The organism is Aeoliella sp. (assembly GCF_965227375.1).
Lineage (GTDB): Bacteria > Planctomycetota > Planctomycetia > Pirellulales > Lacipirellulaceae > Aeoliella.
On sequence record NZ_CBDDFX010000002.1, the window covers coordinates 488,642 to 514,067 of the forward strand.

The 25,426-nt window shown below is 60.5% G+C and carries 27 protein-coding genes and 1 tRNA gene; 6 read left to right on the top strand and 22 right to left on the bottom strand.

The genetic code is table 11. From position 1 onward, the window contains the following. Nucleotides 1–220: 220 nt before the first annotated feature. From ACQK2L_RS15025 to ACQK2L_RS15050, 6 genes are all read left to right on the top strand, one after another. A complete protein-coding gene (locus ACQK2L_RS15025; protein ID WP_425397844.1) occupies nucleotides 221–694 on the top strand; it encodes a hypothetical protein in 474 nt (157 codons plus the stop codon). Between the two features lie 97 nt (nucleotides 695–791). Beyond that, on the top strand, nucleotides 792–2,171 hold the full coding sequence (hydA, locus tag ACQK2L_RS15030) for a dihydropyrimidinase (protein ID WP_425397845.1): 1,380 nt from the start codon (nucleotides 792–794) through the stop codon (nucleotides 2,169–2,171). Nucleotides 2,172–2,261: 90 nt separating this feature from the next. Next, nucleotides 2,262–2,570, top strand: a complete 309-nt coding sequence (locus ACQK2L_RS15035) for a MazG nucleotide pyrophosphohydrolase domain-containing protein (protein WP_425397846.1) — start codon at nucleotides 2,262–2,264, stop codon at nucleotides 2,568–2,570. Between the two features lie 95 nt (nucleotides 2,571–2,665). Continuing rightward, complete coding sequence (locus ACQK2L_RS15040) at nucleotides 2,666–4,900, top strand: hypothetical protein (RefSeq protein WP_425397847.1); 2,235 nt, start codon at nucleotides 2,666–2,668, stop codon at nucleotides 4,898–4,900. Nucleotides 4,901–4,955: 55 nt separating this feature from the next. Beyond that, the gene (locus ACQK2L_RS15045; RefSeq protein ID WP_425397848.1) at nucleotides 4,956–5,882 is read left to right on the top strand and encodes an ABC transporter ATP-binding protein; all 927 of its coding nucleotides are present in this window, start codon (nucleotides 4,956–4,958) and stop codon (nucleotides 5,880–5,882) included. 134 nt (nucleotides 5,883–6,016) lie between these two features. After that, nucleotides 6,017–6,089, top strand: a tRNA-Glu gene (locus ACQK2L_RS15050). A 128-nt stretch (nucleotides 6,090–6,217) separates the two neighbouring features. Here the strand turns inward: ACQK2L_RS15050 and ACQK2L_RS15055 are convergent. From ACQK2L_RS15055 to ACQK2L_RS15160, 22 genes are all read right to left on the bottom strand, one after another. After that, nucleotides 6,218–7,324, bottom strand: a complete 1,107-nt coding sequence (locus ACQK2L_RS15055) for a tyrosine-type recombinase/integrase (protein WP_425397849.1) — start codon at nucleotides 7,322–7,324, stop codon at nucleotides 6,218–6,220. Nucleotides 7,325–7,391: 67 nt separating this feature from the next. Further along, a complete protein-coding gene (locus ACQK2L_RS15060; protein WP_425397850.1) occupies nucleotides 7,392–7,610 on the bottom strand; it encodes a hypothetical protein in 219 nt (72 codons plus the stop codon). A gap of 62 nt (nucleotides 7,611–7,672) precedes the next feature. Further along, nucleotides 7,673–8,062, bottom strand: a complete 390-nt coding sequence (locus ACQK2L_RS15065; RefSeq protein ID WP_425397851.1) for a helix-turn-helix domain-containing protein — start codon at nucleotides 8,060–8,062, stop codon at nucleotides 7,673–7,675. After that, nucleotides 8,056–8,574, bottom strand: a complete 519-nt coding sequence (locus ACQK2L_RS15070; RefSeq protein WP_425397852.1) for a hypothetical protein — start codon at nucleotides 8,572–8,574, stop codon at nucleotides 8,056–8,058. Before ACQK2L_RS15070 ends, ACQK2L_RS15065 begins: the two co-directional genes overlap by 7 nt. Continuing rightward, nucleotides 8,571–8,753, bottom strand: a complete 183-nt coding sequence (locus ACQK2L_RS15075; protein ID WP_425397853.1) for a hypothetical protein — start codon at nucleotides 8,751–8,753, stop codon at nucleotides 8,571–8,573. Before ACQK2L_RS15075 ends, ACQK2L_RS15070 begins: the two co-directional genes overlap by 4 nt. A 291-nt stretch (nucleotides 8,754–9,044) precedes the next feature. Then, the gene (locus ACQK2L_RS15080) at nucleotides 9,045–9,548 is read right to left on the bottom strand and encodes an HNH endonuclease signature motif containing protein (RefSeq protein WP_425397854.1); all 504 of its coding nucleotides are present in this window, start codon (nucleotides 9,546–9,548) and stop codon (nucleotides 9,045–9,047) included. A 271-nt stretch (nucleotides 9,549–9,819) separates the two neighbouring features. Continuing rightward, nucleotides 9,820–10,164: a hypothetical protein gene (locus tag ACQK2L_RS15085; protein WP_425397855.1), complete on the bottom strand. Its 345-nt coding sequence runs from the start codon at nucleotides 10,162–10,164 to the stop codon at nucleotides 9,820–9,822. A gap of 3 nt (nucleotides 10,165–10,167) precedes the next feature. Then, nucleotides 10,168–11,775, bottom strand: a complete 1,608-nt coding sequence (locus ACQK2L_RS15090; protein ID WP_425397856.1) for a hypothetical protein — start codon at nucleotides 11,773–11,775, stop codon at nucleotides 10,168–10,170. A 1-nt stretch (nucleotide 11,776) separates the two neighbouring features. Next, complete coding sequence (locus ACQK2L_RS15095; RefSeq protein ID WP_425397857.1) at nucleotides 11,777–12,490, bottom strand: hypothetical protein; 714 nt, start codon at nucleotides 12,488–12,490, stop codon at nucleotides 11,777–11,779. Then, a complete protein-coding gene (locus tag ACQK2L_RS15100; protein WP_425397858.1) occupies nucleotides 12,487–13,083 on the bottom strand; it encodes a hypothetical protein in 597 nt (198 codons plus the stop codon). The genes ACQK2L_RS15095 and ACQK2L_RS15100 overlap by 4 nt, the downstream gene beginning before the upstream one ends. Nucleotides 13,084–13,228: 145 nt before the next feature. Next, a complete protein-coding gene (locus ACQK2L_RS15105) occupies nucleotides 13,229–13,570 on the bottom strand; it encodes a hypothetical protein (RefSeq protein WP_425397482.1) in 342 nt (113 codons plus the stop codon). 99 nt (nucleotides 13,571–13,669) lie between these two features. Then, nucleotides 13,670–13,858, bottom strand: a complete 189-nt coding sequence (locus ACQK2L_RS15110) for a hypothetical protein (RefSeq protein ID WP_425397481.1) — start codon at nucleotides 13,856–13,858, stop codon at nucleotides 13,670–13,672. 56 nt (nucleotides 13,859–13,914) lie between these two features. Next, the gene (locus tag ACQK2L_RS15115) at nucleotides 13,915–15,021 is read right to left on the bottom strand and encodes a hypothetical protein (RefSeq protein WP_425397480.1); all 1,107 of its coding nucleotides are present in this window, start codon (nucleotides 15,019–15,021) and stop codon (nucleotides 13,915–13,917) included. Nucleotides 15,022–15,064: 43 nt separating this feature from the next. Then, complete coding sequence (locus ACQK2L_RS15120) at nucleotides 15,065–16,018, bottom strand: S49 family peptidase (RefSeq protein WP_425397479.1); 954 nt, start codon at nucleotides 16,016–16,018, stop codon at nucleotides 15,065–15,067. Beyond that, the gene (locus tag ACQK2L_RS15125) at nucleotides 16,015–16,617 is read right to left on the bottom strand and encodes a hypothetical protein (RefSeq protein ID WP_425397859.1); all 603 of its coding nucleotides are present in this window, start codon (nucleotides 16,615–16,617) and stop codon (nucleotides 16,015–16,017) included. The genes ACQK2L_RS15120 and ACQK2L_RS15125 overlap by 4 nt, the downstream gene beginning before the upstream one ends. Beyond that, nucleotides 16,608–16,850, bottom strand: coding sequence for a hypothetical protein (locus ACQK2L_RS15130; RefSeq protein WP_425397860.1), 243 nt, complete (start codon nucleotides 16,848–16,850; stop codon nucleotides 16,608–16,610). The genes ACQK2L_RS15125 and ACQK2L_RS15130 overlap by 10 nt, the downstream gene beginning before the upstream one ends. After that, complete coding sequence (locus ACQK2L_RS15135) at nucleotides 16,847–17,239, bottom strand: hypothetical protein (protein WP_425397861.1); 393 nt, start codon at nucleotides 17,237–17,239, stop codon at nucleotides 16,847–16,849. Before ACQK2L_RS15135 ends, ACQK2L_RS15130 begins: the two co-directional genes overlap by 4 nt. Before the next feature lie 629 nt (nucleotides 17,240–17,868). Next, nucleotides 17,869–18,060, bottom strand: a complete 192-nt coding sequence (locus tag ACQK2L_RS15140) for a helix-turn-helix transcriptional regulator (protein ID WP_425397862.1) — start codon at nucleotides 18,058–18,060, stop codon at nucleotides 17,869–17,871. A 545-nt stretch (nucleotides 18,061–18,605) separates the two neighbouring features. Next, nucleotides 18,606–18,923 (bottom strand): cupin domain-containing protein, encoded by a 318-nt coding sequence (locus tag ACQK2L_RS15145; RefSeq protein WP_425397863.1) that lies wholly within the window; start codon nucleotides 18,921–18,923, stop codon nucleotides 18,606–18,608. A gap of 10 nt (nucleotides 18,924–18,933) precedes the next feature. Continuing rightward, nucleotides 18,934–19,557, bottom strand: a complete 624-nt coding sequence (locus ACQK2L_RS15150) for a methyltransferase family protein (protein WP_425397864.1) — start codon at nucleotides 19,555–19,557, stop codon at nucleotides 18,934–18,936. A 1-nt stretch (nucleotide 19,558) separates the two neighbouring features. Further along, nucleotides 19,559–20,200 carry a TerB family tellurite resistance protein gene (locus ACQK2L_RS15155; RefSeq protein ID WP_425397865.1) on the bottom strand — a complete coding sequence of 214 codons (642 nt, stop codon included), beginning with the start codon at nucleotides 20,198–20,200 and terminating at the stop codon, nucleotides 19,559–19,561. 110 nt (nucleotides 20,201–20,310) lie between these two features. Continuing rightward, on the bottom strand, nucleotides 20,311–24,993 hold the full coding sequence (locus ACQK2L_RS15160; protein WP_425397866.1) for a LamG-like jellyroll fold domain-containing protein: 4,683 nt from the start codon (nucleotides 24,991–24,993) through the stop codon (nucleotides 20,311–20,313). Between the last annotated feature and the right edge of the window lie 433 nt (nucleotides 24,994–25,426).

Here is a 25,426-nt window from a genome sequence, read left to right on the forward strand (position 1 = left end):
ACACTGATTAGCGGCCTGCGCGACTTCCACAGATTTGCGCCCCGCTGCCCGGATTTCCTCGCTTCTGCCATCGGTACGGGCAGCCTCACGCGCGCTACCGGAATAACCCGAACAAGCGTGCGGGGACCAGCATGGGAGCCTCGGAGCGGGAGGACGCCACTGGAAAGCTATTGTTCGGAACTAACGCAATACCAGAGGTTTGCGACGGGCGACTAACGCCTTGGACGAGAAACGTGACGCAGAGGGAAAGATTGGCGGCCGATCGGCGAAGTACGAGAAACCGCTACAATCCTCCCCTTCCACTCCAGATGCTCTGCGACTCGAGTTACAGTCCGGCAGTGTTCACTGCCGCCAGAAATACGTCATGCCAGAGCTGACTTCGGCGTTCGCATCGATCGCCCACTGGCTGCCCGGCGACGCGGACCGGGGCATCCATTGCTCTCGCGGCTGCCACCGCTGCGCGGACAGCGGCTACGCTGGGCGGGGCGGTTTGTTCGAGATCATGGCGGCCACCAAAGCCACCCGCGCACTCATCGCCGGCAAAGCGGCACGCGACGAGGTTCACGCGCAGGCAGTGCAAGATGGTCTGGTCGATTTCCGCAGCGCCGCGCTGGTCGCGCTGGCCGAAGGCCGCACCAGCATCGAAGAGGTAGTGCGCGTGATTCCCACCGACCTGCTCGACGCGGACGGCTAGTCGTTCGTCGCGCCCAACGGTGCGTCATGGTTGGATGGCGGGCGGGCGTCGGGTATAACGGGGGCGTTCTTTCGATTCCCCGACCGAGAGGTGTGTGATGGCGCTACTTATCAAGAACGGACACATCGTCACGGCCTCCGATAGCTACGTGGCCGACATTCTGTGCGAGGATGGCAAGATCGCCGCCATTGGTCACGACCTGTCGGCTCCGGCGGGCGACGAAGTGGTGGACGCCACGGGCCACTATGTGTTTCCCGGCTTCATCGATCCGCATGTGCACATCTACTTGCCGTTTATGGGCACGTTCGCCAAGGACGATTACAACACGGCCAGCCGCGCCGCGCTGGTGGGTGGCACCACCACGCTGATCGAAATGTGCTGTCCCAGTCGCGAGGAAGACCCGCTCGAAGCGTTTGAACTGTGGCTGGGCAAGGCCCAGGGCATCTCGTGCTGCGACTATACGTTCCACATGGCCGTGTCGAAATTCGACGACGCCACGGCGGCGAAGCTTCGCACGATCGTCGAGCGAGGAATCGCCAGCTTCAAAGTGTTCCTGGCCTACAAGGGGTTCTTTGGCGTCGACGACGATGAGCTATTCAAAACGCTCGAGCTTGCCAAGGAACTCGGCGTGATCGTCACCGCCCACTGCGAGAACGAAACCCTGGTGGCCGAACTGCAGCAGCGACTGCTGGCCGAAGGCAAGACCGGCCCCGAGTGGCACGAGCCCTCCCGCCCCGTGCAGGTCGAGGCCGAAGGTGTGCACCATCTGATGGCCTTCGCCGAAGCGACCGGCGCGCATGTGTACGTGGTGCACACCAGTTGCGAACCGGCCGTGCGCGCGGCTGAAGCGGCCAAGATGCGGGGCGTGAACGTGTGGATCGAGACCGTGATACCTTTCCTCACACTCGACTCTACCCACGCCGAGCGGCCCGACTTCGAGGGCGCCAAGTACGTGATGTCGCCGCCGATCCGCGCGAAGCAGCATCAGGACTACTTATGGAACGCGCTGCGGTCGCGCAGCGTGAGTACCGTGGCCACCGATCACGCTCCATTCGACTTCGCTGGGCAAAAGGAAATGGGCCGCGACGACTTCACCAAAATCCCCAACGGACTGCCGAGCGTCGAAGACCGCGTGAACCTGCTCTACACCTACGGAGTCAAGCGTGGCAAGATCGACCTGCACACGTTCGTCGACTCCGCCAGCACCCAGGCGGCCAAGCTGTTTGGGCTGTTTCCTCGCAAGGGAACCATCGCCCTGGGCAGCGATGCCGACCTGGTGGTGTACGACCCAATGTTCCGCGGAACGATCTCCGCTGCCAAACATCACATGGCCACCGACTACAATCCCTACGAAGGTTGGGAGCTCGAAGGCCGACCAAGCCTGGTGACTGTTCGCGGCGAAGTCCAAGTCCGCGACGGCCAGTTCGTGGGCAAAGACGGCTTCGGAGAATTCCTCAAACGCGAGTGCACGCATTAGGGAGTTCTTACCGACGAGGCGTAAAAGCGTCGGCTAGTTAGCTTGTTTACCTACTCCACTTAATCACCTCTCAACGCATCCTCACTTGTTATGCCCTCGCCTACTATTGCCGACTTTCAACAGTTGATCCGCGACATGTATTTGGAGAAGGACATCGCGCGGGGTGTCGATGGCACGTTCATGTGGTTGATGGAGGAGGTGGGCGAACTGGCCAGTGCGCTGCGGGAGGGATCCCACGAAGAGCTGAAGGGCGAGTTTGCCGACGTGCTGGCATGGCTCACCACCATCGCCAACGTGAAGGGTGTCGACTTGACCGAGGCCGTGCACGAAAAATATGGCACCGGCTGCCCCGGCTGTGGCCAATTGGTCTGCCACTGCGACGACGCCGAGAAACCGTGAACTCGTCCAGACGGTGACTCCGCGGCCCGCCGAGGGTACAATACCGAGCGTTCTGTCCACCGCCCTACTCCACTCTGCCCCATCGCCTGCCAGTTATGCGAATCCCATTTTTGCTGCTACTGGCAACCGCGGCGTTTCTCTTGCCAGCCGAGACACTCCTGGCGCAAAAGAAGCCAGCACCAGTTCTTGCGGAGATGGGTTTTGGCAACTGCTACAAAGTGGGAAGCTGGACCCCGCTGCGGATCACGGTCGAGGGCGGCGACAAACCATCCACCCTGGTCGCCAATGTTTGGGCCCCGGACGGCGAGGGAACCCTCACGAGCATTAGTTCCCGCCCTTTCAACGTATCGGCGGGCGGGCTCGCGACCATTGAGCTGTTGGTCCGCGTTGGGCAGTTGGACTCGTCGGTAGAGATCGAGCTTTATGACTTGGAGTTGAATAAGGCCGTTTCGAAACGGACCTTCACCACGCATCGCGATCTGGACAAGGCCGGCATTGCTCCCGGAGAGCCCGCCACCACGCGATTAATTGTCGAAGTGGCCCCCAGCCAACTGGGTGTCGCCAGCGCCGAGGCGGATAAGACAAACGAAGAGTGGTACACCCAAGATGTGGTGGGGCGCGTAACGAGCCTCGACGCCCTGCCACGCGAATCGCTCGCCTACGAAGGTGTCGACACGGTCGTGGTCTCGACCAGCGATCGCGACGCCTGGAGCGCCATGCGTCCCGACGATCCGCGCATGGCCGCATTGGTCGAGTGGGTCGAACAGGGAGGCCGATTGGTGCTCTATGCCGCGTCCAACGCGGATCTGGTGCTAGGTTCCGGCGGCTCGCTCGAGACGCTCTCGCCAGGGGAGTACACCGGTTCGGTGACGCTCGACGAATTTGGTCCGTTGGAAACTCACGTCGGCGGTAACGAACCCCTTTCGCGGCGCGGCCGGTTGCGACTCGCGGTGCCCACGTTTGCCAACTTGCAGGGCGACGTGGAGCTTTCGCTGGGTACGCGGGACGATCCAGTGCCGCTGGTCGTCCGCACGCGTCAGGGCCTGGGACAAGTCGTGCTGGTAGGCCTCGATATCGACGAGCCGCCGATTCGCAACTGGAAGAGCCGCGACCGCTTGGTCGAAAAGAACTTGGCCTTTCCAAACGACCAACCATCGACCGATACGGAGAACTACTACTACTCCGGCCCCGACGACGTCACCGTGGCCCTCGAGCAAAAACTCGACGCGGCGCTCGAACAGTCCGGCATCCGCACGCCGCCGTTCATGGCCATCGCCGGTCTGGTGGTGCTCTACATTCTGCTCATCGGCCCCGGCGACTACTTCTTCGTCAAGAAAGTGCTGAAGAAGATGGAGTGGACCTGGATCACGTTCCCGGCGATTGTCGTGGCCACCTGCCTGGCCGCCTACTGGTATGCCGACTACCTGAAGGGCGACTCGCTGCGCGTCAATCAGGTGGAGATCGTCGACGTCGACAACACGACTGGCTTTGCGCGCGGCACAATGTGGACCCACATCTTTAGCCCGAACCCCGATCGCTACACGCTGCTGCTCGACGCCAAGTCGCCGGCCGGCACCACCAGCGAACTCGCCGGATCGTCGGTCGCCTGGATGGGCAAACCTTCGTCCGGACTCGGCGGCATGAGCAATGAACAAGGAATGCTGCCCGGCCGCCCCATCTACGCTTGGTCGCCGGACCGCGCGATGATGATGGGAGTGCCCATCGAAATCTGGTCGACCAAAACGTTCATCACCCGCTGGGAGACCAAAACGGACGACCAACTGATTAGCAACCTGACGCGAACGCCGAACAACCTGGTGGTGGGAAGCGTAGAGAATCCCACCGAGTTGAGCCTATCCGACTGCATGCTGGTGTACGGCACCTGGGCATGGCGTCTGGGCGATCTGCCACCTGGCGGGAAGGTGGAAGTGACGCCCACCAGCCTGGGCGACCCCCGCGCCACACGCCGCCTGCGCAACATGTACGAGGACCGGTTCAACTTCAGCGTTGAACAGGGATCGTATTACGAAAGACAACAACTGTTGGGCCGCTTGGACCTTGCCGCGCTGGCCGAGATGATGATGTTCTACGATGCCCTGGGCGGCCGTCGTCAAAGCCATCAGTGGCACCGCCACCAACACTTCGTCGATTTGAGTCACTCACTCGATAGCCATACCGCCATGCTGGTAGGCAAGTGCGACGCACCACGCAGCGAATTGCTGCGAGCAGAGGACTCCGAGTCGGTCGAGTCGATGCGCGGCGAAAAGGACGTATACGTCGTGTTGTATCGCTACGTGCTACCGGTCGCCGAAGATTCCGACGAAAACTGATCTTTGTATCGCACGCTTCCCCTGAATACTGACCCCTGATCCCTGTGTCGTTTCCATGATCGAAATTCGCGGTCTGACCAAGAAGTACGGCGAGCTGTTCGCCATCAAGGACATCAACCTCGAGTTGTCCAAGGGCGACGTGTTCGGGTTCATCGGCCCCAATGGTGCGGGCAAGACCACCACGATGCGGATTCTGGCGACGTTGCTCAACCCCACCTGGGGCGAGGCCTACGTCGCGGGGCACTCCATCTACACGCAGCCCAAGGAAATCCGCCGCATCATTGGCTACATGCCAGACTTCTTTGGCGTGTACGACGACATGAAGGTGATCGAGTACCTGGAGTTCTTTGCCGCCGCGTATCGCATCCGCGGCCCCGAACGGCGAAAGATCTGCGAGAGCGTGTTGGAACTCGTCGACCTGACCTACAAACGCGAAGCCCTGGTTACCAGTCTGTCGCGCGGCATGACGCAGCGGCTGGGACTCGCGCGGGTGCTATTGCACGATCCCCAAGTGCTGCTACTGGACGAACCAGCGAGCGGCCTCGACCCGCGCGCCCGAATTGAAATCCGCGGCCTGCTGAAAGAGCTTCGCAACATGGGCAAGACCATCATGGTCTCCAGCCACATCCTGCCGGAGTTGGCCGACATCTGCAACAAAATTGGCATCATCGAGAAGGGCGAACTGATCGTCAACGCCGACGTCGATTCGGTGATGAAACAAGTGCGGCAGCAAATGGTGCTGAAGATCCGCGTGCTGGGCGACATGCAGGCCGCGCTGGAAATCGTCAAAGCTCACCCCACGGTCGAGTCGGCCGAGCTCACCGAAAAGGACATCACCGCCACGCTGATCGCCGAGGCCGACGACCCCAGCGAACTGGCCGCCGCCCTGATCGCCGCCAACCACCGCCTGACGATGCTCAAAGAGGACGAGATCAACCTCGAAACCGCCTTCATGGCCCTCACCAAGGGCATCACGTCGTAAAGCCCGCCATCCATCCGGCCCCGAACCCGAGTTCGAGCCCTCTTGTCCTGAAAGTCTAAACTCGGATAATCAAGGTTTCCGATAACACGAGTCGGGCGTTTTCGGACGCCGTTCGGATATCGTCATCGCCACTTGCCCCGTTCGTCTAGTGGCCCAGGACACCGCCCTCTCACGGCGGAGACAGGGGTTCGACTCCCCTACGGGGTATCCAGCGTTCCCCGTTTCTATCGGGGAACGCTGCTTTTCTAGGGATTTTCACGTTTGACAGTGTACGGCGGTGCATCGCTGGACTACCCCAGTCTCCCGCTGACTGAGTCAAAAAGTGAGTCAAAAATTCAGGACAGCGCCCGCTCGAAATCCTCGTCGGTCACCTTCAGGTAGTGCTTGAGGGCGACCGCTTCGGAGTTGCCGATCCAGGTCGTGACGACGTGTAGCGGGTGCTCGCGGGCGAGCTCGATCTCCCGTACCTGGCGAAGGTTCTTCCACAGGTCGGGCCACTGTTCCAACCCAGCTCGCTTGATGGCCATCAGCAGCGGCTTGCGCAAGGCGGCGCCCTTCAGCGTCTCGCACTTTGGTACGACCAGCTCCTCGCCCTCGCCCGTCTCTGCGGCCTGGTGGCGCTGTTCGAACAGCGGCATCAACTCCGCGAAGATCGGCACCGTCCGCCAGCTCTTTGTTTTCTTGGCGTAGAACGTGAACCGGCGTTGCTTCCAATCGATACCGCTCCACCGTAGCCCCTGCACGTCGGACGGAACGCGTAGGCCGCCCCATCGGGCCAGGGCGAACATCAGCGGCCACTCTGTACCCTTCAGCTTGCCCAGGATCGCCATGGAGTCGGCCCTCGATATCATCGTCAGCTTCCCGCCTGCCATGTTGCTGGTGGGAACATCGATGAATGGATTCGCCACAATCCACTTCTTCCGCATCGCGTATCGCATCAGCTTGCTGACCACCGCGCAGTCCTTGCGCGCCGACGTTTCGTTTAGACGTGGCTTGCGTTCGTTCATCAGCCAATCGCGGTAGTCGTCGGCGTCGCCCTCGGTGATGCTGTCGAGCGGCGTACCCAGCTTCCAGAACGTCAGCAGGTTCGTGAACACCAGCTCGTGATTGGCCCGCGTGCGTTGCTCGTATCCGCCGAACTTCTTCTGCCGGTAACCGTTGACCAGGTCGCCAACTGTTGGCACCCTCAGTCGCTCGGCAATCTCGCACAAACCATGGGCGGCCAGCTTCTTCTTCAGCTTGTCGCCCTGCTCGGCGAGCCACTCCGACGTTGCCGGTCTGGGGGCCCTGCCCTCGACGGCCGCGGCGATCAGGTCCTCGACGCGACGCAACACCCGGTCGGCGTCGTCAACGTTCATCTTTCCGAGCCAGATTTGTTTGCGTTCGCCGGCCAACATGAATTGCAGTCGTCTGCCGTTCTTCAGCTTCGTGATTCCAGCCATCGTTTTCTCCAGGTACTTGGGGTCGGGTTGATCGCTTCCGAGCGAAACTGGGGCGTCCTGTGGCTGCCTATTCGGCAGTTTGCTCGTCGCACGCGGCGAGCGGGCCAGGTCCGACCACTTGGGCCAGCCAGTCGCGCTCCCACGCGCCGGGCCGGGTGATCGCCTGGTCGGTGTGGTCGAGCAAGCGCTCGAGCAAAACTTCCGGCCGGCCGAGACCGGCATACGCGGCGAGGCGTCGGAGTCGGGCGTGTTCGGCCGGTTCGATGTTGATAGTGATTTGGGTCATGGGTCTTGCCGTTTGTGAGAAGCCGCGCCGGCCGCGACGGTGCGGCCGGCGGGTGGTGATGGTTACAGTTGACTAAGCACCGGGAACCGATACCGCGGCACCGCCCTGCGCGGATTGCGTCGCCGGAATTCCTCGCACTTGGCGACGATTTCCTCCGGGCTCGGCAGATACGCGCCGTGATCAGACCGAGAGTGAGGCGGCTTGATGGGCGGCCTCTTCGCCGGCGTGACCTTCAGTTTCGGTGGTGGCACCTTGGCCACTTCGGGCTTAGGTTTCGCCACTATCGGCGTGACCTTGTCGGGTTCTCGCGGTCGCAGTTGCTGTGGGTGCCTGCCGCTGCGAATGCGCTGCACGCTGAAGCAACTCACGCGCATTCGGCGGGCAACCTTGCGGCTACTGACGCCAGCGGCGAGCAGAGCTTCGACCTGTCGGACTTCCTGGAGGGTTAGCACGGGGCACCTCCTTTCGCAGCCATACCGCGTTTGCGGTCGCGTTCGCACTGGCGGCAGGGCAACTTGCTCTGTCGCTGGCCGCAGTGGATGCACAGCGGTTTCACGTGCTTCTCTCGCCGGACCAACTCTGCAACGTTGGGATCGTCGATGTTGATGCGGTCGAGCAGCAACGTGGTTACCAACGCGCGGAGGATGTCGGCCGCTCTCCACGACGGATCGCCCACAGCCATGAGCGCCGCCCGAATCAAGCGACTCTCGTAGGGCTCGAGGAAGTCGACTGCGTGTAGCCGGTCGACCAAAACCATCGGGTCCTTCACCACGCTGCAGGGCGAGATGCCTGCGCGCTCAACGAACTTCAGGCGGAGCCATTGGCCCAACGCTTCGATGTAGCCACCGATCGCGGCAGACAAGTCGCCGCATTCGTGGTCGTACTTCGATCGCTTCATCACCGACTCGAGGTCGCCGTAGCGGAGGCGATGCATCTTTCGCACTTGCTCGGGGGTCGTACTCAAGATTCACCCCCTTTCTCCTCAGAGGCGGCCCAGCGGTCCTCGTCGCTGAGCGGTTCGACGTTGTCGGTCCACTTCAGCAGGTGCCAGGCGTCGTGCTCGAGCACGTAGTCGCGCAGCTCCGCGGGGTTGTTGAAATTGCGGGAGGTTCCACTTCGTCGCGTAGGTGTGACGGTAGCCATACTTGGCCAGTCCCTTTCCTGCCCCTCAGAGATGCCGGGTGACACGTTGGCAATGGCGAGGGGGCAAAGAAAGCGCCGATGTGCGAAGGCTTTGCTAGGCGGCCGAAGAGCCACCCGTGGCCCTTACGGGTACCACAAACCTGCGCACACCGGCGCTCTGATTTCTTCGGAGAATTTAGCATTTGTCTTCGGTCCTCTTTGCCGCTCGCGGGTTGTCCGCGGTCGACGGGTTTAGCACCTACAATCTTACCCGTCAGGCCGCGGATTTCAACCCGATTCCCACTCCCACAGCTAGCACTCGCTCGGCTGGGCGTGCTTCCAGCACTTGCCAGCCAGGATTAGCTGTATGTTCCTGACGTTGAGCCCGAATCGCTCGGATAGCTGGCGAGTCGTCATACCCTGTCGCCTAAGCTCATGGATCAGTGGGACATCCGCCTCGGTGATCTTAGCTTGTGGCTGGGCGGTCCCTTTGGGCGAGTTGCACCGACGCTTCTTGCCTTTGTCGGCCATGTTCGCTGCGTGGCTGCCAGCGAATAGGTGCGAAGGTCGAACGCAGAGAGGGTTGTCGCAGCGGTGGCACACAGAGAGGCCCGTCGTGACTTGTCCCTCGCTGGACATCGCCTTAGCGACGCGGTGGGCCAGGTAGCTGCGACCCTGGTAGTAGAAAATGCCATACCCGGAATTGATGCGTGCGCCTTGCCACTCCCAGCACTCTCCAACAACTGAGACCTTCGCCCAGAATTTCGCCCGGTCCGCTGGGCTGGGAATCGGCAACTCCCTCACTTTCGTCGGCATCGCATTGCCCTCCATGGTCAAGTTCGTGGATCCCACCGCCACGGGCGCCGTGGTCTCCTGGATCATCAGCCGACACTTGTGAAAACTTTTCACAAGTGTGCCCGCCGCTGGTGGCGGTCCTGCAGGACCTTGAATTTTCAATAGGTGGAACGTTTTCCACCTTCTGAGACTGTGGTTGATTTGCTCGCCCTGGCGCCTTCAATATGAGTCTATGAGTGATAGACTCATCGTCTCGCCCCATCGTCGCCGGCGTGGCTCGAGTACTCGCCGGCTACGTCGGTGGTCGACGGTCCAACTCGGCCTCCAGCTCCGCAATCTGCTGGTCGAAGATCTGCACCGTGCGATCAACCAGGTTGCGGCCCTCTTGCAGTTCTTCGAGGGACAGCTCGCCGGGCGTGGCGTGGAGCGCGAGCTCGGGCAACTGCCGAATCAGCTCGTAGAACTCGCCGCGGGTTCGGCACGCCATGACCTGGTCGGGTTCGATGTGCCCTTCGACCATGCCGTCGATCGCAAGGTCGATCAACTTCTCGGCTAGGTCGCTGATCGGCAGGTCGGTCCGCCAATCATCCTGGTACATTCCGGTGATCAGCTTGCGGATATGTTGGTCGGTGGTCACGGGTTACTCCGGCATGCGTGAATCTGAATCCAAGACCATTCTTTGCAGTTCCTGCTGAAGTCGGCCGGCAGGCATGGGCATTTGATCGCCTTCAAATCTCTCCATGGCACCAAACCCCGCCTTGCCCTTCTGAAGTTCGTTGGCTTCCTGTTGTAGTTCGATCAGCTTGCGGAGGTTCTCGTTTTGCTCCTGCAGCAGCGCGTCGGGCGACGCGCCCCGCCGCGAACGGAAATCGACGTTTGGCCCCCACCAAGCCTGGTATGTGTCAAGCACGAAGTCGCCAGTGGCCATCAACCACTCCGGCACACCCTCCGTTCTACCGAGTCCGCGGTCGAGCGCCTGCTGACCTTCGGATAGATTCTCCCGAATGCCCTGGGGGCGAGCAGAGAGTTCCTTGACCGCTTCGCCTCGGCGTCGGTAGATCGCGGCGGCGATCTCGGGATCTTCGACGGCGTTGCGAATGGTCTGACCTGCAAGGTTGTTTTGCTGAGCAGCGTTGATCTCGCTCAGGCGTGTTCGAAACGCGCCGGTGTCGGAGAGTACGTCGTAAGCGCCAGCCGCTTCGACTGATCCGAGGTACTTGGTGAGGCCGGCTTTGCTGAGTTCCTGCTCTTTGACGAAGTTGATAACCCCCTCGAGGCCCTGCCCCTGAAGGTCATCCGCAACACCCTGACGAGCCAGCGCGCTGAGCAAGCGTCGCATGGCGTTGCCGGCTTCGGTACCGCTGCCAAGCGTCTGTGCGATACGAGAAACACCAGCATGGACATCTTCGTCGCTCAACCCGAATTTCTTCGCCAACGGGGCGACTGTTGAAACGCCCTCAGCAATCTGGGCGGGCGAAACGCCGGTGGCGGGTAGCGCACCGGCGATCGCCTTCGACACCAGCTCCCGACTGGTGCCAACGTCATCCCCACCAGCGAAACCGGCGCGGGTTAGAGCCGTCGATTTGGCAAGCGTCGCAGCATCATCGATCAGGGAGAGTTTTGAAAAGAACGCTCGATCCTTGAGGACGCCGCCACTATCGAGCTCGAACGTTAACCGCTGGGACGCCTCCTCGTTGGCAATAAATCCTTCGATGAAAGTCAGGTCGGACGAGCGAAATAGCTGATCTCGTTTCTTCGTGTCCGCACCAGCGAGTTGCACCAGTTTGGCTTTGGCGTTGACGCCGGTCACTTGCTTCTGGGCCGAGGCTTCGACTTCAGCGCGATACTCGCGGACAAGTTCAACTGCCAGGCTCCAAACACGATGCAGAGCCGCAACGCCGCCCACCATCGCACCGATTTTCGTGATCATCCCACTACCGAACGCGCCCTCGCTGGCGGTCCCTGCATCGTGTAGTTTCCGCTGGTAGTAGGCCGTGGCTCGCGCGGCTTGCTCTTGGCTGAGTGCACCTTGCTTTAGCAGCTTGTTGGTTTCCTCGAGCTTGCGATTGTACCTGGCCTGGGCCCCTTCAGTTTGCTTAACGATGCGCTCCGCAGCGCGCGACATGGCGTCGGCCGCCTTGGCGTTGTCCTTGAAGGACTTCTCGCTCGTGTCCAGGGCCGTGTTCAAATCGCGAACAGCCTTCACCACGCCAGCACTTTTGCCGCGGAGTTCGAATTGTGCGCTCATGTTACTCTCCGGAGTCTTGTTGCGTCAGTCGCAAGAGTTGATCGTAGCGGCAGTGAATTTGTATGGCGGCAACAATCGAGTCGTCCGCAGCGAGCACACCCAGTATCGCGAGCTCTGGCAGTGCAACAGCGTAGTTGGCCTGCAGCAGCGCCACGGCCGCGGTAAAGAGCTTCAGCTCATCCTCATTCGGATCGCCGGTTCCAAAGTCGGGTTCCACCACTGGCGCGGTCAGGTCCCAGAGCGATTGGTAGCAATCGAGTGTTCGACCTCGAACCGCGTTGCCATGCTCGTCGTAGTCGAGGTACGCCGGCAGCTTCGACTCGTACTCTCCAGTCTCTTCATTGAACTGGCGCACGATTGGAATTCGCCAGGGCTGATCGTCGGCCATGATGACTGGCACCGACTTCAGCCTGCCTTCGCGCGCCAGCGACTCGGGTGTCGGCTTCGCGTCGTTCCAATAGCCGATGTAGAGGGGCGGGCGCCCGTCGCGGGCTGGCATTTCACGCCAGGTCTGCTTGTCCGGGAAGTAGCCGGCTGGTCTGTCGGACCGCAATGAGTCGCAGAATACCACGCCCTTTTGACCACCGGGACCGGCGGTCACTTCGCGATTCTCGATCGACGCGCCGAGAGCGTACTCGAGGCCCAGCTCGGCGACGTCATCCTTGGTTACGACCTTACGGGTGTCGCCTGATTTGAAATACAGAAAGTTGCTCATTGTCGTTCCTTCGATTGGGTTTGGTCATAGTCATCAGCCACCAGCGATTCCATCGCTTGCTGAAACGCTTTGAGGTCTTCGCGGTACCAACTCGCGAGCTCTTCGGGTGAGATCGTGTCCTCCCGCCGTGACAGTTGGTCGAGTCGCCGAGTGTGGGGTTCGACATAGAACTCTTGCAGCAGCACGTGGACAACTTCGCGCGGCACGTTATCACCATGGCGATCGAGCCGTCCATCGCGTTCCTTCAACGCTCGCTCTTTGGTGAGTTGACGTTGCCAGAACTCGAGCGTGTCGTTCTCGTCGTGCTGGTCCGCGGCATCGCGAGACTGAAACACCTGAAGGATCGCGGCCTTGTGCCGTAGCGCCCACTGGTGAAACCCGCGAAGCATGGCGAACAGGTCGACCGTCTTACCGCTGGTGTGGTACGCCAAGCCGAACCGGCGGCTCTGATCGATCGCCACGCGACGGTGGATGCCAACCGCTTCGGTAAAGTGGTGCTTCGGGCAGTTTCGCGCGTACCGCTCACCGTAGTGCTGCAACGCCTGCTTTTCGCGCTGGCGGGCGGTCTGCTTGGGGGTCGGTCGGTCGGGCACGTGCGCGCTCCGTGAGTTACTTACTTTGGCAGCAAAACGTGGATAAATCTGCGGCGATTGCGGGCGAAGCCCACTGTGGGGCGGCCCCCAGGGGAAGAACCTAACCCTCCGGGGGGTGGGGGTGCCCCTAGGCCGTCGCCTGCCGCTACAGGGGCATGACCTGGACAGGTTCGTCGGTCCCACCCTCGAGCGCAACTCCAGCGACCACCGTGCCCGACGATGCCACCATGCCATTTGCAGCTTGGTACACCACGCCCTCGGTCACCTCGCCGCTGGCTTCAACTAGGTAGCTACTGCTCGCTGATCGCATTGCTACCCTGCCGTAAGGTGCACTTGTGTTCCAACCTTGTCCCGCGCCGATCACATCCTCGTCAGTCGCACCGGCCAGCACCGGCTCGCCACTCGATAGACGCACCAGTCGGTTCCGTGGCACCTTCGCAGACACGGGAAAGTGCCGGACCGATTCACTAATCAATTCTGCTCGCATGTCTCAAGTCCTTATTGAAAGTCGGAGGGGAAGCCGCGGGCGACGGGGGACGACCTGCACTAATAGGCTGGACCCCGCCGCCACACGGCAGCCCATGAACTACTCTGGCAGCGGTCGTCCCACCTTAAACATCGCCCTGGCCTCAGGGTACCGCTTCTTCATGCGGTACATTGCTTCTCGACGGCTGCAGCCCTCGTGTCGCATCAAGTCTCGCATCTCGGCCCGGACTTGCTCCTCGGTAACCTCGCTGCCACTCTTGCCGGTGGTTTGGCTGGCGTTCTTCGCCATAGTAAGTCTCCTAAAGTAAACACAGGTGATCCACCAACACGCGCTGGCGGCAGAATTCAGTCGGTCGGTTGCAGCATGTCGAGCTCCAGCCGCTTCGCATTCATCCAGGCATGCAACGGTGCACGCGCTTTGTCCAACAGCGCGGCCGTATCGGCCCGCAATCCTTCGAGCTGCTGCTCTTTGTTCGGCAGGTCGTCCTCGAGTTCATCAAGCCAAGCGTGCCACACCTTCGCCCGCAACGAACGGTCGCCGCGTGTGGTGCCGTGCGATTGATCAAGAGCTTCGGGGCATTTGTTCTCAACGAATTGCCAGACGATCACGTGACTCTGGTACGGCTCCGTCCATCGCCGAAGCGATAGATAGCTGGATCTATCGAGCCACTTTCGATGCTCGGCGATCGTGCGCTCGAGTTGGTCCGCTTCAGCCTGCGCAGCTGCGACTCCCAGGTCCTGTGTACGCTGTTCGACGATCTGTCGAAGGATGGGCGGAGCCAACGTGCACAACGTGGTGTGCAAGCTTTGCAGCCGAGCAACCTCGCTCGCCGCGAGAGATTGGCGCTTTCGCAGCTCGGCAAGTCGCCGAGTTAGCACGCGCAACTGAGCCTCGAGCGCTGGTTCTTCTACCGCTTCGACCTCCAGGTCCTGCAAATCGGCCCGGGTGTGGGTGAGCACCTCCGAAGCCTCTGCAAGCCGCTCCTGGGCAGCTTCCAACACAGCAGGCCAATGGCCGCCTAAGTCGTCCAGCATGCGCCTGGTGGCAAGGCGGCGTTCTAGCTGGCGCAGCAGGTCGTGGCGGGTGCGAATCGCTGGCGTACCGTCCGATTCTGTTGGGCCGGCAGAGCGAAGCAACGCCCACTCCTCCGGTCGCACAACCAGGTTGGCGATTGCAGCCTCGTCGTGTCGATCAGCCAGGTCGTCGATAACGCTTTCGAAAGCAGTGGCCATCAGCAGCATGTTGGCGCGTTCGTTGTCGAGAATCGCCGTGGCTTCGCTGGTCACCGGCGGCAAACGGCTGGGGCTCGCGGATCCCGCATCGCCACTGACGGCGGGAGGATCTGCGGCCGGAGCCGCCGCTGGCGTTTCTCGAGCCGAGTCGCTCGCGCTGGTGGTCGACGCCATCGACGTCGGGTCGAGCTGCTCTGCTGGTTTCTTGGTTTTGGGCATTTGGAATTCCTTTTCCGGTTGTTGGTGGGTCGGGTGGTTGGTGTCACTCGTCGAACGAGGTCATTGGCTCCATGGCAGCTGTCAGCTTGGGGTACTTGCGCCGCATGCGAGCCACCTGGCTCGAACGGAGGTCGGACGCGTATTGAAGTTCTCCGTCGGGCCATTCGCTCTGAGCCAACTCCATGAATTTGGAGTAGGCTTTCTCGCCGTAGAGATCTCCATAGGGGTCGGTTGACACGTTACTAATCGCCGTGCCGTGGTCGAGTTCGCCGAATACATCCTCGAGCAGCGCGACACGATCAACTACGCCACGACGTTTCGCCTCGGCCGCGTCAAACACACTAGCGTCCGACAGCTCGGCTACCTGTTTGTCGTTGAACCGGCCAGACTTCAGTAGGTCGAGTTGGAAGTCCCGCATGCAGCCGTCAACCAACTGCTGGTAATAATCAATGGCATCGTCAGAGACTGGCACACCTTCCGTGTTGACAATCTTTTTCGTTGAGGTCCCCAACGGGATGACCTTCAAGCCAAGCGATTCATAAAACTTGCTTGAGTCGACCAGGGTGGAGCGAACACCAACCGAGCCCAGCAGAGCACTGGGACACGCGATAAAGGTTGTCGACTGTGCGGCGAGCCAGAAAGCGGCCGAGCAACAGAGTCCAGTTGCCACCACGGTGATCGGCTTCGACTTTCGTACCCGCCGCATGATTTCACTTGTCTCGATAAGGCCATCAGCGTTGCCACCGGGTGAGTTAATGAGGATCAGCACAGACGAGAATCGATCATTGGCGGCGACGTGCAGCAGCCAAGACCGCAATCGTTCGCAGTAGTTGCCGTTGATCACACCGAACATCGATGCTCGGGCCACCTTGCCCAGCTCGGCTGTCGGCCCTTGCGAATCATCTGGCGCGGCGACCTTCGCCTCAGGGTCCCAAAGCAGGGCTTCGTGGCCGGACAAAATCGCCGCGAGCTTAAATTGTCGTGGTGGATGATTCATCGTCTCGGGTGTCTCCGTACAACTTCGCCAAAAACTTCCTTCGCATGATCCGCATCGTCGGCCGGCAGCAGGCCAAGTAAATGCTCGGCGGCTTCGGCACCGAGCGAGTTATCGCGCAACCAGGTCAGCCGCTCGCGCGACACATTCCAATGGCGACCAGGCGTTGGTCGGCGCCCATCCCAACGCCAGCCGGTGGCCAACTGGCTCGACTCGAGGCGAGCGCCGTACTGCCCGACGCGCGACGTGGGCAGTACGAATGCAACATCCGCCATCGCTGCCAACTCGAGACCGCGGCCAAGCCCATCGAGCAACAGCACCGCGACCGGCAGCCGCTTGTGGTGTCGCACCTGGTCGACGGCCTGAACAATCAGCTCCCAGCCGGTCGACGCCTGGGCCCGGCTATCGAACACAGCGAACACCGGCCGCGCGAAACTCTCCAGCAGCTCGGCCGCCTCGACCTGGTTGTCGAAGTCCAGAGCGCCGGACAAGTGCAACACGTCGAGGGACGGGTGCCATTCGTGGAACACCTCGCCTGCAGCATCGATGTTGGCGACGTCGCCAAGCCAAACGGCCGGTTTTGGTTTGAGGTCTACTGCCATCGTGATTTCGCCTCCGCTCTACTGGCGACGATGCCCAACAGCGTTGCCAATGCGATGCCTTGCGGCTTTTCGCCTTCTGGCCAGGTCCGTAGGATCGCGGGCGCCACACCTTGGTGGTGCTTGTAGATCAGTCTCTCGGCCGTTGGCCGATCAAGCTGCGCCACGGCGTCGTGATGCTCGCGAGTGAACGTTTCGACGTCTGTTGGCAGCGGTGGGTACAGTCTCGCGCTCATACCGTGGCCTCCTGTCGGGCTTCGAGCCGTTCGCAGATACGCCGGTAGATGCTCTCGCCATCGCCCCGCAACTCGGGTGAGTCGCCAATGATGTCCTTCCACCACTTGCGTTTCGTAGACTCTGGCCACCCGTCGATCGTCGGCTTCCACTTGTCGACCAGCGATTGCCAGTAGCGTTCCTGCTCGCGGGCCTGTCGAGCCTCGGGCGGTTCGTAGCCCTCGCGGAAGTCGGGCCAACCTTCGCTGGCCGGCAGATCGGGCGAGCACACTTGGAGGCGGTAGTAGAGTTCCTCTTTTGGGAACTTGAACCCATCACGGCGATCCAACCACCAGGCCACGACGTCGCGGACGTCGTCAGGGGTAGCTTGGTTCGATCGAGCAGCGCCCACTGCGATCGAAACCTGCTTTACTCCCGTTCTTCGAACCTCCTCCTCCACCTCCTCCCATGCGTCTGAGGTTGTTGAGGTTCTATTTGAATCTAAAGATTCTATTGGGTGCTCATTCTGACCATACCCCCTGCTCATATTGAGCAGGGGGGCATGGTCAGAATGAGCAGGGGGGTGTTCAACATGAGCAGGGGGGTGTTCATCTTGACCACACCCCCTATTGGTAGTGATTTGACGAACCGAGGCCCAGTCGATTGAGAGTTCGTTGGCCGTTTGAAGTCGTCCAACGCACCGCCCTCGCTTCGTCAGCAATCCAAGCTTGAGTGCCGTACCTACGGTTCGTCGAGCGGTCGACACGCTGTAGCCGTGCCTCTCTGCAATATCCGCGTAGCTCCATCGCAGAACGCCTGTTTCGCCACACACGCTTTCGATGGTGCGTACCAGACTCCAAACGTGGGCAGGGGCAGAGGTTAGGCGTAGGGCAGAGTCGAGTAGCACGTAACGCTCCCGCTTCGCGGACTCGAAGTCCAACGGCAGTTGGCCGGTATCGGCTGATCGTGTAGAATCCATCTCGCATTCCTTTGCGAAACCCTGGTCGAGCGCGTGGCGATGTTCTCGGCCAGGGTTTGTTCTTACTTGAGCCCTTGGCGCTCGACGCGTTCTACTTCATCCGCGTGAATCTTCACGCGGACACCGAACCGCACGACGTCGATCTTGCCCTCGGCGATTTTGCGGTCCAGATAGCGAGTAGAAACGCCCAGTCGCTGGGCAACCTCGCTACGGTCAAAGAGCTTCTTCAATCCCGTTGTCATCGTCGTGTGCATGGTTGCTCCAGTGTTACCACCAGTTGACCAGCAACGAAAAAACGGCATGGCCAACCGGCGTTGTGATTAACAACGCTACAGTTACCCATGCCGTCTTGGACTCGGCAGAGTGGTGCCCATCCTGGGGCTATGTGATCCACCGACGGGATGTCGCCAAGAGCGGATCATCGCTGGCCACGTGCCATATTTACTCCAACCGTGGCCAACTTGTTGGGGAGCGTCCTGGGAACACGCTTCGCCAACCAAGGTTGCCCGTCGCCGCCATGCACAATGCCAAGTACGGCGGGCTGCTCATCACATTCGATGCCGCGTCACGACTAGAGCCAAGTGCAGCGAACGATCAGAACGGCGGACAATTTAGCCCCTCTGTCATTTCGATTCAACCCAGGTCTAGCCGGCAGCAGAATTGAGTCAAAAAGTGAGTCAAAACGGCAGGAGTGACGAAAAACCTCTACACGTCGCACGAGTTACGACTCCCCTACGGGGTACTGATTCGCAAATCGAGCCCTCCGGTAGCAATGCCGGAGGGCTCTTTTGATTCACATTCAGCCGCTGTAGAACACCGCCAGCCAAACGGTTGGTTCCTCCGGCGACGTCCAGTCCACGCGGTGCTTGCGATGGGCTGGGATCAGCACAAAGTCGCCCGGCGTCATTTGCAGCACTTCGCCGTCTTCGAATCGCAGAGTCGCCTGGCCTTGCAGCACGGCCACCCACTCGTTTTCGGTTTGATCGTACCAGTAGTCTTCAGGCGACGACTGCCCGGTAGAGACGATTCGCTCGATACGAATCGTGGGCGACTCGGCGAGAACGGTCGTGAGTTCTTCGTTCAGACTTGTGGGGAGTTTGGAGAAAAGGTTCTTCATTGCCGCGGCGCTAGCCCTCTCGGTAAATGCAGCGGGGAACCACGGAAGACTGTCGCAAGCCAAGTTCCTCGTTCCAGATTCGGAGGCAGGAGACGAGCAAGAGCGGTGGCCACACGATGGCAAGCCACGGCCATACGCCGAGAACGGTCGCGAAGCCCACCGGCAGCAACAGCAGTCCTAGCTCTGCGGGGTGGCGTACATACTGGTAGGGGCCGCTTTGCGAGATCGCTGTGGCTGGCTGAAAGCCATCGGTGAAGCCGGGGCCAAGCTGGCGGATGGCGGAGAGTCTCAGGGCGGCTGCAGTGGCAAGCACTACGAGCCCCAGAAATTCCATACCGTGGTGGGGTTGCTGAGCGTCTTGCGCTGCGACCATGGCTAGGAACTGAAGCACCGCTAGTAACGACGCTCCCTGTACGATATTCAGTCGCTTAGCGCTACGGTCTGCTTCGGAACTGCGGGCGGTAAGTGCCCTGTGGGGCGACTGGGCGATGAGTTCCGCAGCCAAGACCAGCGAGAGCCCGCAAAGCGCCATCCAGAACCCGCGCTGCCCGAACACGTGGCCGGCGGAAAGGAGTACTGCGGGACCGAACACGAGCACTGCGTTTGCGACCAGCGCTGGCCAGACTTGCCACACGTCAATTCTCCGCAGAGTCCAATAGCTGCTTGATCGCCTTCTTGCGGAAGCCGAGTTGCTTGCCGGCCTCGTAGAGCGTCGCGGCTTCATCGTCCGCCAAATGCCCGTCGGCCATGGCGACCATGAACAGGCCTCTCAGCACCATGACCCTGCCGTCTTCGTTGAGCGACGCGGCAACGTCTGCGAGGACCTGGTTGAGCGTTTGATGACCGCAAGTTCGCAGGACTTCGCGTACTTCGTCCACCTCGTGTGCAACGCCCGATAGCTGCGTCATGATATCGGCGATAACCTCCAGTTCGTCTTCATCCACCGAGCCATCGGCTTGCGCCATGACCAGCATCGAGCGCATCATCGCATCTTCAAACGATGCACGGAACTTGGCATCTTCGACCTCGGGGTCCAGATGCTTGACTCGTTCGTCAAACGTCCCCGAGCAATTCTGACACTCGAGAAACCTCCCTGCCTCGCCCATGGGAATGAGCGGAATGAAGTAGATGGTGAACCAGCGATTAACACTAACGACGTCGAATGGCTTGTCGCGTCCACACCGCGGACAGTGGAACAGCCCCGACTCGACTCGGGAATTCCGGCCCGTTGTACCCCAGATGATCATCGACCCTCCCCCTTTTTCTTGAACGACCATGGTAGAAGCAGGCAAAGCTGTCGACACTACCAATACCCCATTCGTCGCCAACGCACAAGTACAATGTACGCGCGGACTAGGGGATATACTGAGCGGCCGTGGTACTGTTTCTAGAGGAGCTCGTCGCTTTCGAGATCGCCGAGCAGCGCGGCGAGAGTCACATCCGTTGCTTCGGCGTGCGAATCATTGGAATGCCCGAGGAGGTAGCTATCGTGATCGCTCGCCGACTCCGATGCTGGGGCGGACCTGAGCAGAAGCAGCAAAGACTCGTCCGGGCCTTCCTGGTACGTGGTTTCCCCTATGGGTGCGGTCGACTCCGACTGATCTTCTTCGGCAAGCAGGGCAAACGCTGAGTCATGAGCCCCCATCGCGGCAGAAGATATCGCCTGGATCGCAGCGGGCGTTGCTTGGACGATGCTTAGAATTTGCTTAGCGGGCAGTGCTTCGGCATAAAGGCGGAAGTCGTCGATCCTGCCGCGTAGCGGAGGATCGGCGGCGTACTGGGAGTCGCCCAGATAGTTCTGCGTGGTCGATCCCATATCGGCCGGGGTGAGCGACATACTGTCATTGGTAGCGATAGGCACTCCGTCGAGATACAGGGTGCCGCCGCTGCCGGTGAGGGTGACCGCCACATGATACCATTGGCCTGAGGCAAGCGAAGGACCGTTGAGTTGCTGCTCGGCGCCGCTGCTGGCGGTCTTGATCGCGAACCGCAACGGACCTCCGGACCCGCCCGCCTGCGGTGTGAGGAACATGTTGACATTGATTCCAGAGCCGAAGTCGAATACGCGCGACCACGTATCGACCGAGTCGAGATAGAACCACGTAGCGATGGTCGCCTGATTCAAACCGCTGACAACACCGTTCGGCAGGTTCACATGGCCACCCGTAAGCCGCAAGGCGTTGCCGTCGACTCCCGACGCCCAGCCAGACGACCCCATAAGAGTTCCATGCTGACCGCCCGTAGAGTCGATGAGTGTTTGCCCTGAGTTGGAGTCGGCTTCGTACCAGGACGTCGGCGAAAGCACGTCGAAGGAAGCTTCGTCGTTGCCGGTGGGCGATTCGACGCGGACCGTCACCGAGGTTCCCGATGCGGGCGCGGTAAACTGTCCCATCGAGTCAACGTTGCCACCGCCGCTCGTGATTGACCAAGTGGGACTCGAAGCCTCGGCGACGGGGTTGCCGAACTGGTCGACCTCGAAAACCGACAGCTGCATCGTAGCGCCGGCGGCGATGAAGGTGTCGGAGGGGTAGATGGAAACACCCGACACGACTTGTTCCACCAGCACCTGCACGGCACTCGACTGCGCTATGCCGGTGGTCGGGTCTTCGACCAGAGCAGTCAGCAGATACTCGCCTGCTGCGGAGAAAGTGGCGGTCGTGTCCTTCGCGCCGTTGTTGCCATTGGAACTGAAAACCACCTCGGCGGGCCCCGTGGCATACCAGGTGTATGACAGGTTCTGTTCTCCGCTGGAGCCGTCGCCCAGCACCAATAGCGTGGTCGAAAATCCCGTGACCGTGGTAGGACTCGCGGCCGCCGCGGTAGCCACTTCCAGATAGTAGCCCAAGTTGTTTCGCCAGACCGTGTAGTCCGCGAGGTTCACGACGTCGTCGTTGTTGCCATCCGCCCTCAAATCGGAAGTGGAACCGAAAGTGCTCCTCCACACCTCGTAGTCGAGCGAGTCGATGACGCCGTTGCGATCGTAGTCGCCCGGCAAGGCGTCGACCACGAACGCTACTTCGGAGAGCCCCGACCAAGTTCCGTCCGCGGCCCGCACGCGCGCCCAGACCGTTGCATCCTCCGTCAATACGATCGGCCCACTTCCTGCAGACACCTCGGGTGATGGATTGACTCCACCGCCAATCAACCGTGGATCGGTAATCCCGTCGGTGGTGTAGTAGATGGTGCCCCCTTCGACGCTGCCCTCGATCGTCAGCAACGAACCGTAGGACACCGTTCCCGCCAAGCGACTGAAAGTCGGCGCGGGCACGTAGAGACCATCTTGCTGCAATTGATCGACCACCACCGCGTGACGGTTTGGGAAATACGTCTCAAGCAACCACTCGACCTCGTTATCCCAGTCCGACTTGTTGTATGGCGTGGTTCGCTTGGCGTCACCCCAGCGAGCGGACTCGGCGATGATGGCCGACTCGACTTGCTCCACACGCTCGGTCATGCGTGCAATGTTGGCGTCGGGCGTAAGCACTCCGTCGTCGAACATCAGCGTTTGCACGCGGTCGACAAATTGCTGTCGGTACTCGGGGTGAACGAGCAGATCCTGATGGAGGTAAACCGGATTGAAGAAATCGTAGTCATCGTCCAAGGCGGTATAGAACGGCCCTGTCCGGTCGATATCGGCCGTGCCATGCAACGTACCGGTCAGTTCGCCGGTTCCCAGCGAGTGTTCATTGTCGTGCAGGAAGAACTGGAAGCCCAGGTCGGCGTCCTCACGGTCGCGAATCCCAAACCAGTTGTTCGCGCGATCGTTCCCTACAAAGGCGGAGATGCCTGTGTCGTGACCACCGGTGTAGATGATGATCATCATGTAGTCGATCAGATTGTCGACATCCAGCAGTACTTCGAGGTTCTCGTTGCGTGAGCCATCGTTATTCAGCCCCTGCATGGCCCAGTAGTTATCGGCGCTACTGGTTGGGTTGTCGGCCAACTCTTGCGCGTAGTCGAAGAGCTGTCGCCAGGCGATGTCGTTGCCGTTAGCGATCTCCGTGGAGTAGGCCTCGGTGGAGTCGGCCTTCACCACGTCGTAGTCTTCCTTGTCGCCGCCGAAGTAGCTCTCGCCAAAGTACTCCTCGATCCTCTCCTGGGTCATGAACAAGCCCCAGTACTGCCCATTCAGATAGAGGTGGTAGTACCCACTACGAGTATGCGGCTGCCCCATGTCGGCCTGCGTATCGCGAGAGAACACCTCGCGGAGGTAGGTGTTCTGCAGCCCGTTGACGCTGTCGCCCCACGCAGCCCACGAGTAGTTCTGCGCGGTGCGTAGGTCGAGCACATCGAACTCATCAACGCCTTCCTCGCCGAACAGCGGATAGTTGAGTATGCCGTCGCCGTAGTCGCTACGGAAGTACAAGCGGAACGCGTGCTTGGGATTGAAATCGTTGCGGTGATAGCCACCACGAATCCTCAAACCGGCGTTGGTGGAGAATCCCTCGCTGCCATCGGGATTGACCAGTTCGACGGAAGCCAACCGCTCCCACTCTCTACCCCGGTTTAGCGCATTGACGTAGATACCCGTTTGGCTGTCGAAGAGGTTCTCGATGTCGGTGGTCAACGTGATGGTGGGAATCGACGTAAGCGAGTCCTTCACCGCTTGCTCGCCGTACATGGCGATGATCTCGGGATCGATGCCGTAATTGAGCAACTGGCCATTGACGTTAAAGTTGGGCCAGCCAGCCGGGGCCTCGCCTGCTGGCGATTGATCGACGATGTCGTCCAGGAACAAATAACTGGCCGACTGCACGAACGATGGCTTGTAGTCCTGCTGGAAGGCCATCGCTCGCAGGGTAGTCGTGCTGCTTACCGGAATGGCGGAGTTGTACAACTGGCCGTTGGTCGGCACGAGGTTCTCATCCACAGCGGGAGTCGATCCATCGGTGGTGTAGACGATGATCGCGCCGGGCGTTTCTGATTCGATCACGACATGCTGAGTGGTGTCGTAGAAACCGTGCGGCACGCTAAAGGTGGTATCGGCGGCAAACCCTGCGAAGCTCTCGCCATTACCAAAGCCAGGCGTGGGAACTTCGAAGTATCCTGCCGCTTTTGGTTCAACCACAACGGACGTGCTGGCGATTAGCTCTGGCACGATCAAGAAGTCAGAACTACCTGCCGACTGATTGAGCGCGTGAATCGCTAGCACGTTGTCGCCGACGACGAGCGACGAGATCGCCGAGGAGACATTGAACTCCTGAAAATCCATCGCATCGAAGTCGTCGTGTATGGATGTGGCTGTCGAATTCCAGGAGGGGTTGGCGGGGCTGTTGGCCGAAGCAACCTGCACCCCATTGAGGTAGGCGACAAAACCATCGTCGTATTTCAAATTGAGTTGCAGCTGTTGGATTCCAGCGACGGAAGTCAATTCAAACGGCAACCGAACATAGAGCGCCGACGTACTGACTGGGACGGCCGTGTTGAACTCACCTTCGAAGCTAGGAAAGCCCGTTCCGCCTTCATAGCCAAAGCCCGACGGACCCACGATATCGAAAGCGCTGTCGTCGAAACCGACATCCTTCCAAGTGGAATCGCTACCCCCGTTGGTCGGCCGCCACGCACGGGCGGTGGCGCCTTCGGCGACGAGCGTGGTCGTCTCACTGGTCATCGCCAGACCGTACGACACGTCCTCCACCTGAGGTGGGAACTCGGGACTAAAAGCGTCGATTACCGTACTGCCATCGACGTCGACGATCGCAAGATACTCGCCGTCGGAAGTGAGCTTGAAGCTCGTGTGCAGTTCGTCATTCGGCCCAATCAGGTCCTTGTCCGAAGCGAACACCACCTTGAACTCGCCCGGGCCGATGGAAGCTCCCGCGGGGAATTGCCACTTCGTCAATTCTTCGGCGTCGTCCGTGAGATAGAGACCTTGCAGGTCAACGGTCGCCGTGGACGGATTGTAGAGTTCTACCCAATCCGGATAGTCGCCTTCGAAGTCTGCAAGCGTAGTGTCGTTGGAGGCCAGTATCTCGGTGATCCGCAGTGCCGACGCGTCGAGTACACAACGTGCCTCAAGGGTCTGAAAACGAAGCGAGCGCGAGCCGCGAGCGGTCTCCTTACGAAGCATAGATTCAAGCCTTTTCTCGTCCGTCCGGGGCGCGAAACCAAGCGGGCATATTCCGGGGGGTGAAGAGATACTCAAAGTTCGCGGCTACGAGCGTAGCAACGCGAAGGCGCCCCATACTTCGATGATACTCACCGCCTCAAATCACGTCGAGGAATGCAAACCAGTCATACGAGTCTATCCTGATTAGCTTGTAGGTCCGGTTTCCCGCGACGAGCGAGCGTTCCAAGCAAACAACGCGGAAAGTGCAGCAACCCGCAATAGTCGCCAATCGTGTTGAACTACCCGCAGAAACATGATGAAGCAGAAGCAATGGGCTACCAAAGGGACAGCCCACGCAACGGGGAACGGGAGCGTTCCGGGGGCGCGAGTTTGCCATCGATGACCAGCAAACCTCTCCCTATGAGTTCGCAAAATTAACCATGGATTGCAACTG

Excerpts from the sequence above, each read along its gene's own strand:
- hydA (WP_425397845.1), top strand. The coding sequence starts at position 792 with ATGGCGCTACTTATCAAGAACGGACACATCGTCACGGCCTCCGATAGC.
- ACQK2L_RS15035 (WP_425397846.1), top strand. The coding sequence starts at position 2,262 with ATGCCCTCGCCTACTATTGCCGACTTTCAACAGTTGATCCGCGACATG.
- ACQK2L_RS15040 (WP_425397847.1), top strand. The coding sequence starts at position 2,666 with ATGCGAATCCCATTTTTGCTGCTACTGGCAACCGCGGCGTTTCTCTTG.
- ACQK2L_RS15045 (WP_425397848.1), top strand. The coding sequence starts at position 4,956 with ATGATCGAAATTCGCGGTCTGACCAAGAAGTACGGCGAGCTGTTCGCC.
- ACQK2L_RS15055 (WP_425397849.1), bottom strand. The coding sequence starts at position 7,324 with ATGGCTGGAATCACGAAGCTGAAGAACGGCAGACGACTGCAATTCATG.
- ACQK2L_RS15060 (WP_425397850.1), bottom strand. The coding sequence starts at position 7,610 with ATGACCCAAATCACTATCAACATCGAACCGGCCGAACACGCCCGACTC.
- ACQK2L_RS15075 (WP_425397853.1), bottom strand. The coding sequence starts at position 8,753 with ATGGCTACCGTCACACCTACGCGACGAAGTGGAACCTCCCGCAATTTC.
- ACQK2L_RS15080 (WP_425397854.1), bottom strand. The coding sequence starts at position 9,548 with ATGCCGACGAAAGTGAGGGAGTTGCCGATTCCCAGCCCAGCGGACCGG.
- ACQK2L_RS15090 (WP_425397856.1), bottom strand. The coding sequence starts at position 11,775 with ATGAGCGCACAATTCGAACTCCGCGGCAAAAGTGCTGGCGTGGTGAAG.
- ACQK2L_RS15095 (WP_425397857.1), bottom strand. The coding sequence starts at position 12,490 with ATGAGCAACTTTCTGTATTTCAAATCAGGCGACACCCGTAAGGTCGTA.
- ACQK2L_RS15105 (WP_425397482.1), bottom strand. The coding sequence starts at position 13,570 with ATGCGAGCAGAATTGATTAGTGAATCGGTCCGGCACTTTCCCGTGTCT.
- ACQK2L_RS15110 (WP_425397481.1), bottom strand. The coding sequence starts at position 13,858 with ATGGCGAAGAACGCCAGCCAAACCACCGGCAAGAGTGGCAGCGAGGTT.
- ACQK2L_RS15115 (WP_425397480.1), bottom strand. The coding sequence starts at position 15,021 with ATGCCCAAAACCAAGAAACCAGCAGAGCAGCTCGACCCGACGTCGATG.
- ACQK2L_RS15120 (WP_425397479.1), bottom strand. The coding sequence starts at position 16,018 with ATGAATCATCCACCACGACAATTTAAGCTCGCGGCGATTTTGTCCGGC.
- ACQK2L_RS15125 (WP_425397859.1), bottom strand. The coding sequence starts at position 16,617 with ATGGCAGTAGACCTCAAACCAAAACCGGCCGTTTGGCTTGGCGACGTC.
- ACQK2L_RS15130 (WP_425397860.1), bottom strand. The coding sequence starts at position 16,850 with ATGAGCGCGAGACTGTACCCACCGCTGCCAACAGACGTCGAAACGTTC.
- ACQK2L_RS15140 (WP_425397862.1), bottom strand. The coding sequence starts at position 18,060 with ATGCACACGACGATGACAACGGGATTGAAGAAGCTCTTTGACCGTAGC.
- ACQK2L_RS15145 (WP_425397863.1), bottom strand. The coding sequence starts at position 18,923 with ATGAAGAACCTTTTCTCCAAACTCCCCACAAGTCTGAACGAAGAACTC.
- ACQK2L_RS15155 (WP_425397865.1), bottom strand. The coding sequence starts at position 20,200 with ATGGTCGTTCAAGAAAAAGGGGGAGGGTCGATGATCATCTGGGGTACA.
- ACQK2L_RS15160 (WP_425397866.1), bottom strand. The coding sequence starts at position 24,993 with ATGCTTCGTAAGGAGACCGCTCGCGGCTCGCGCTCGCTTCGTTTTCAG.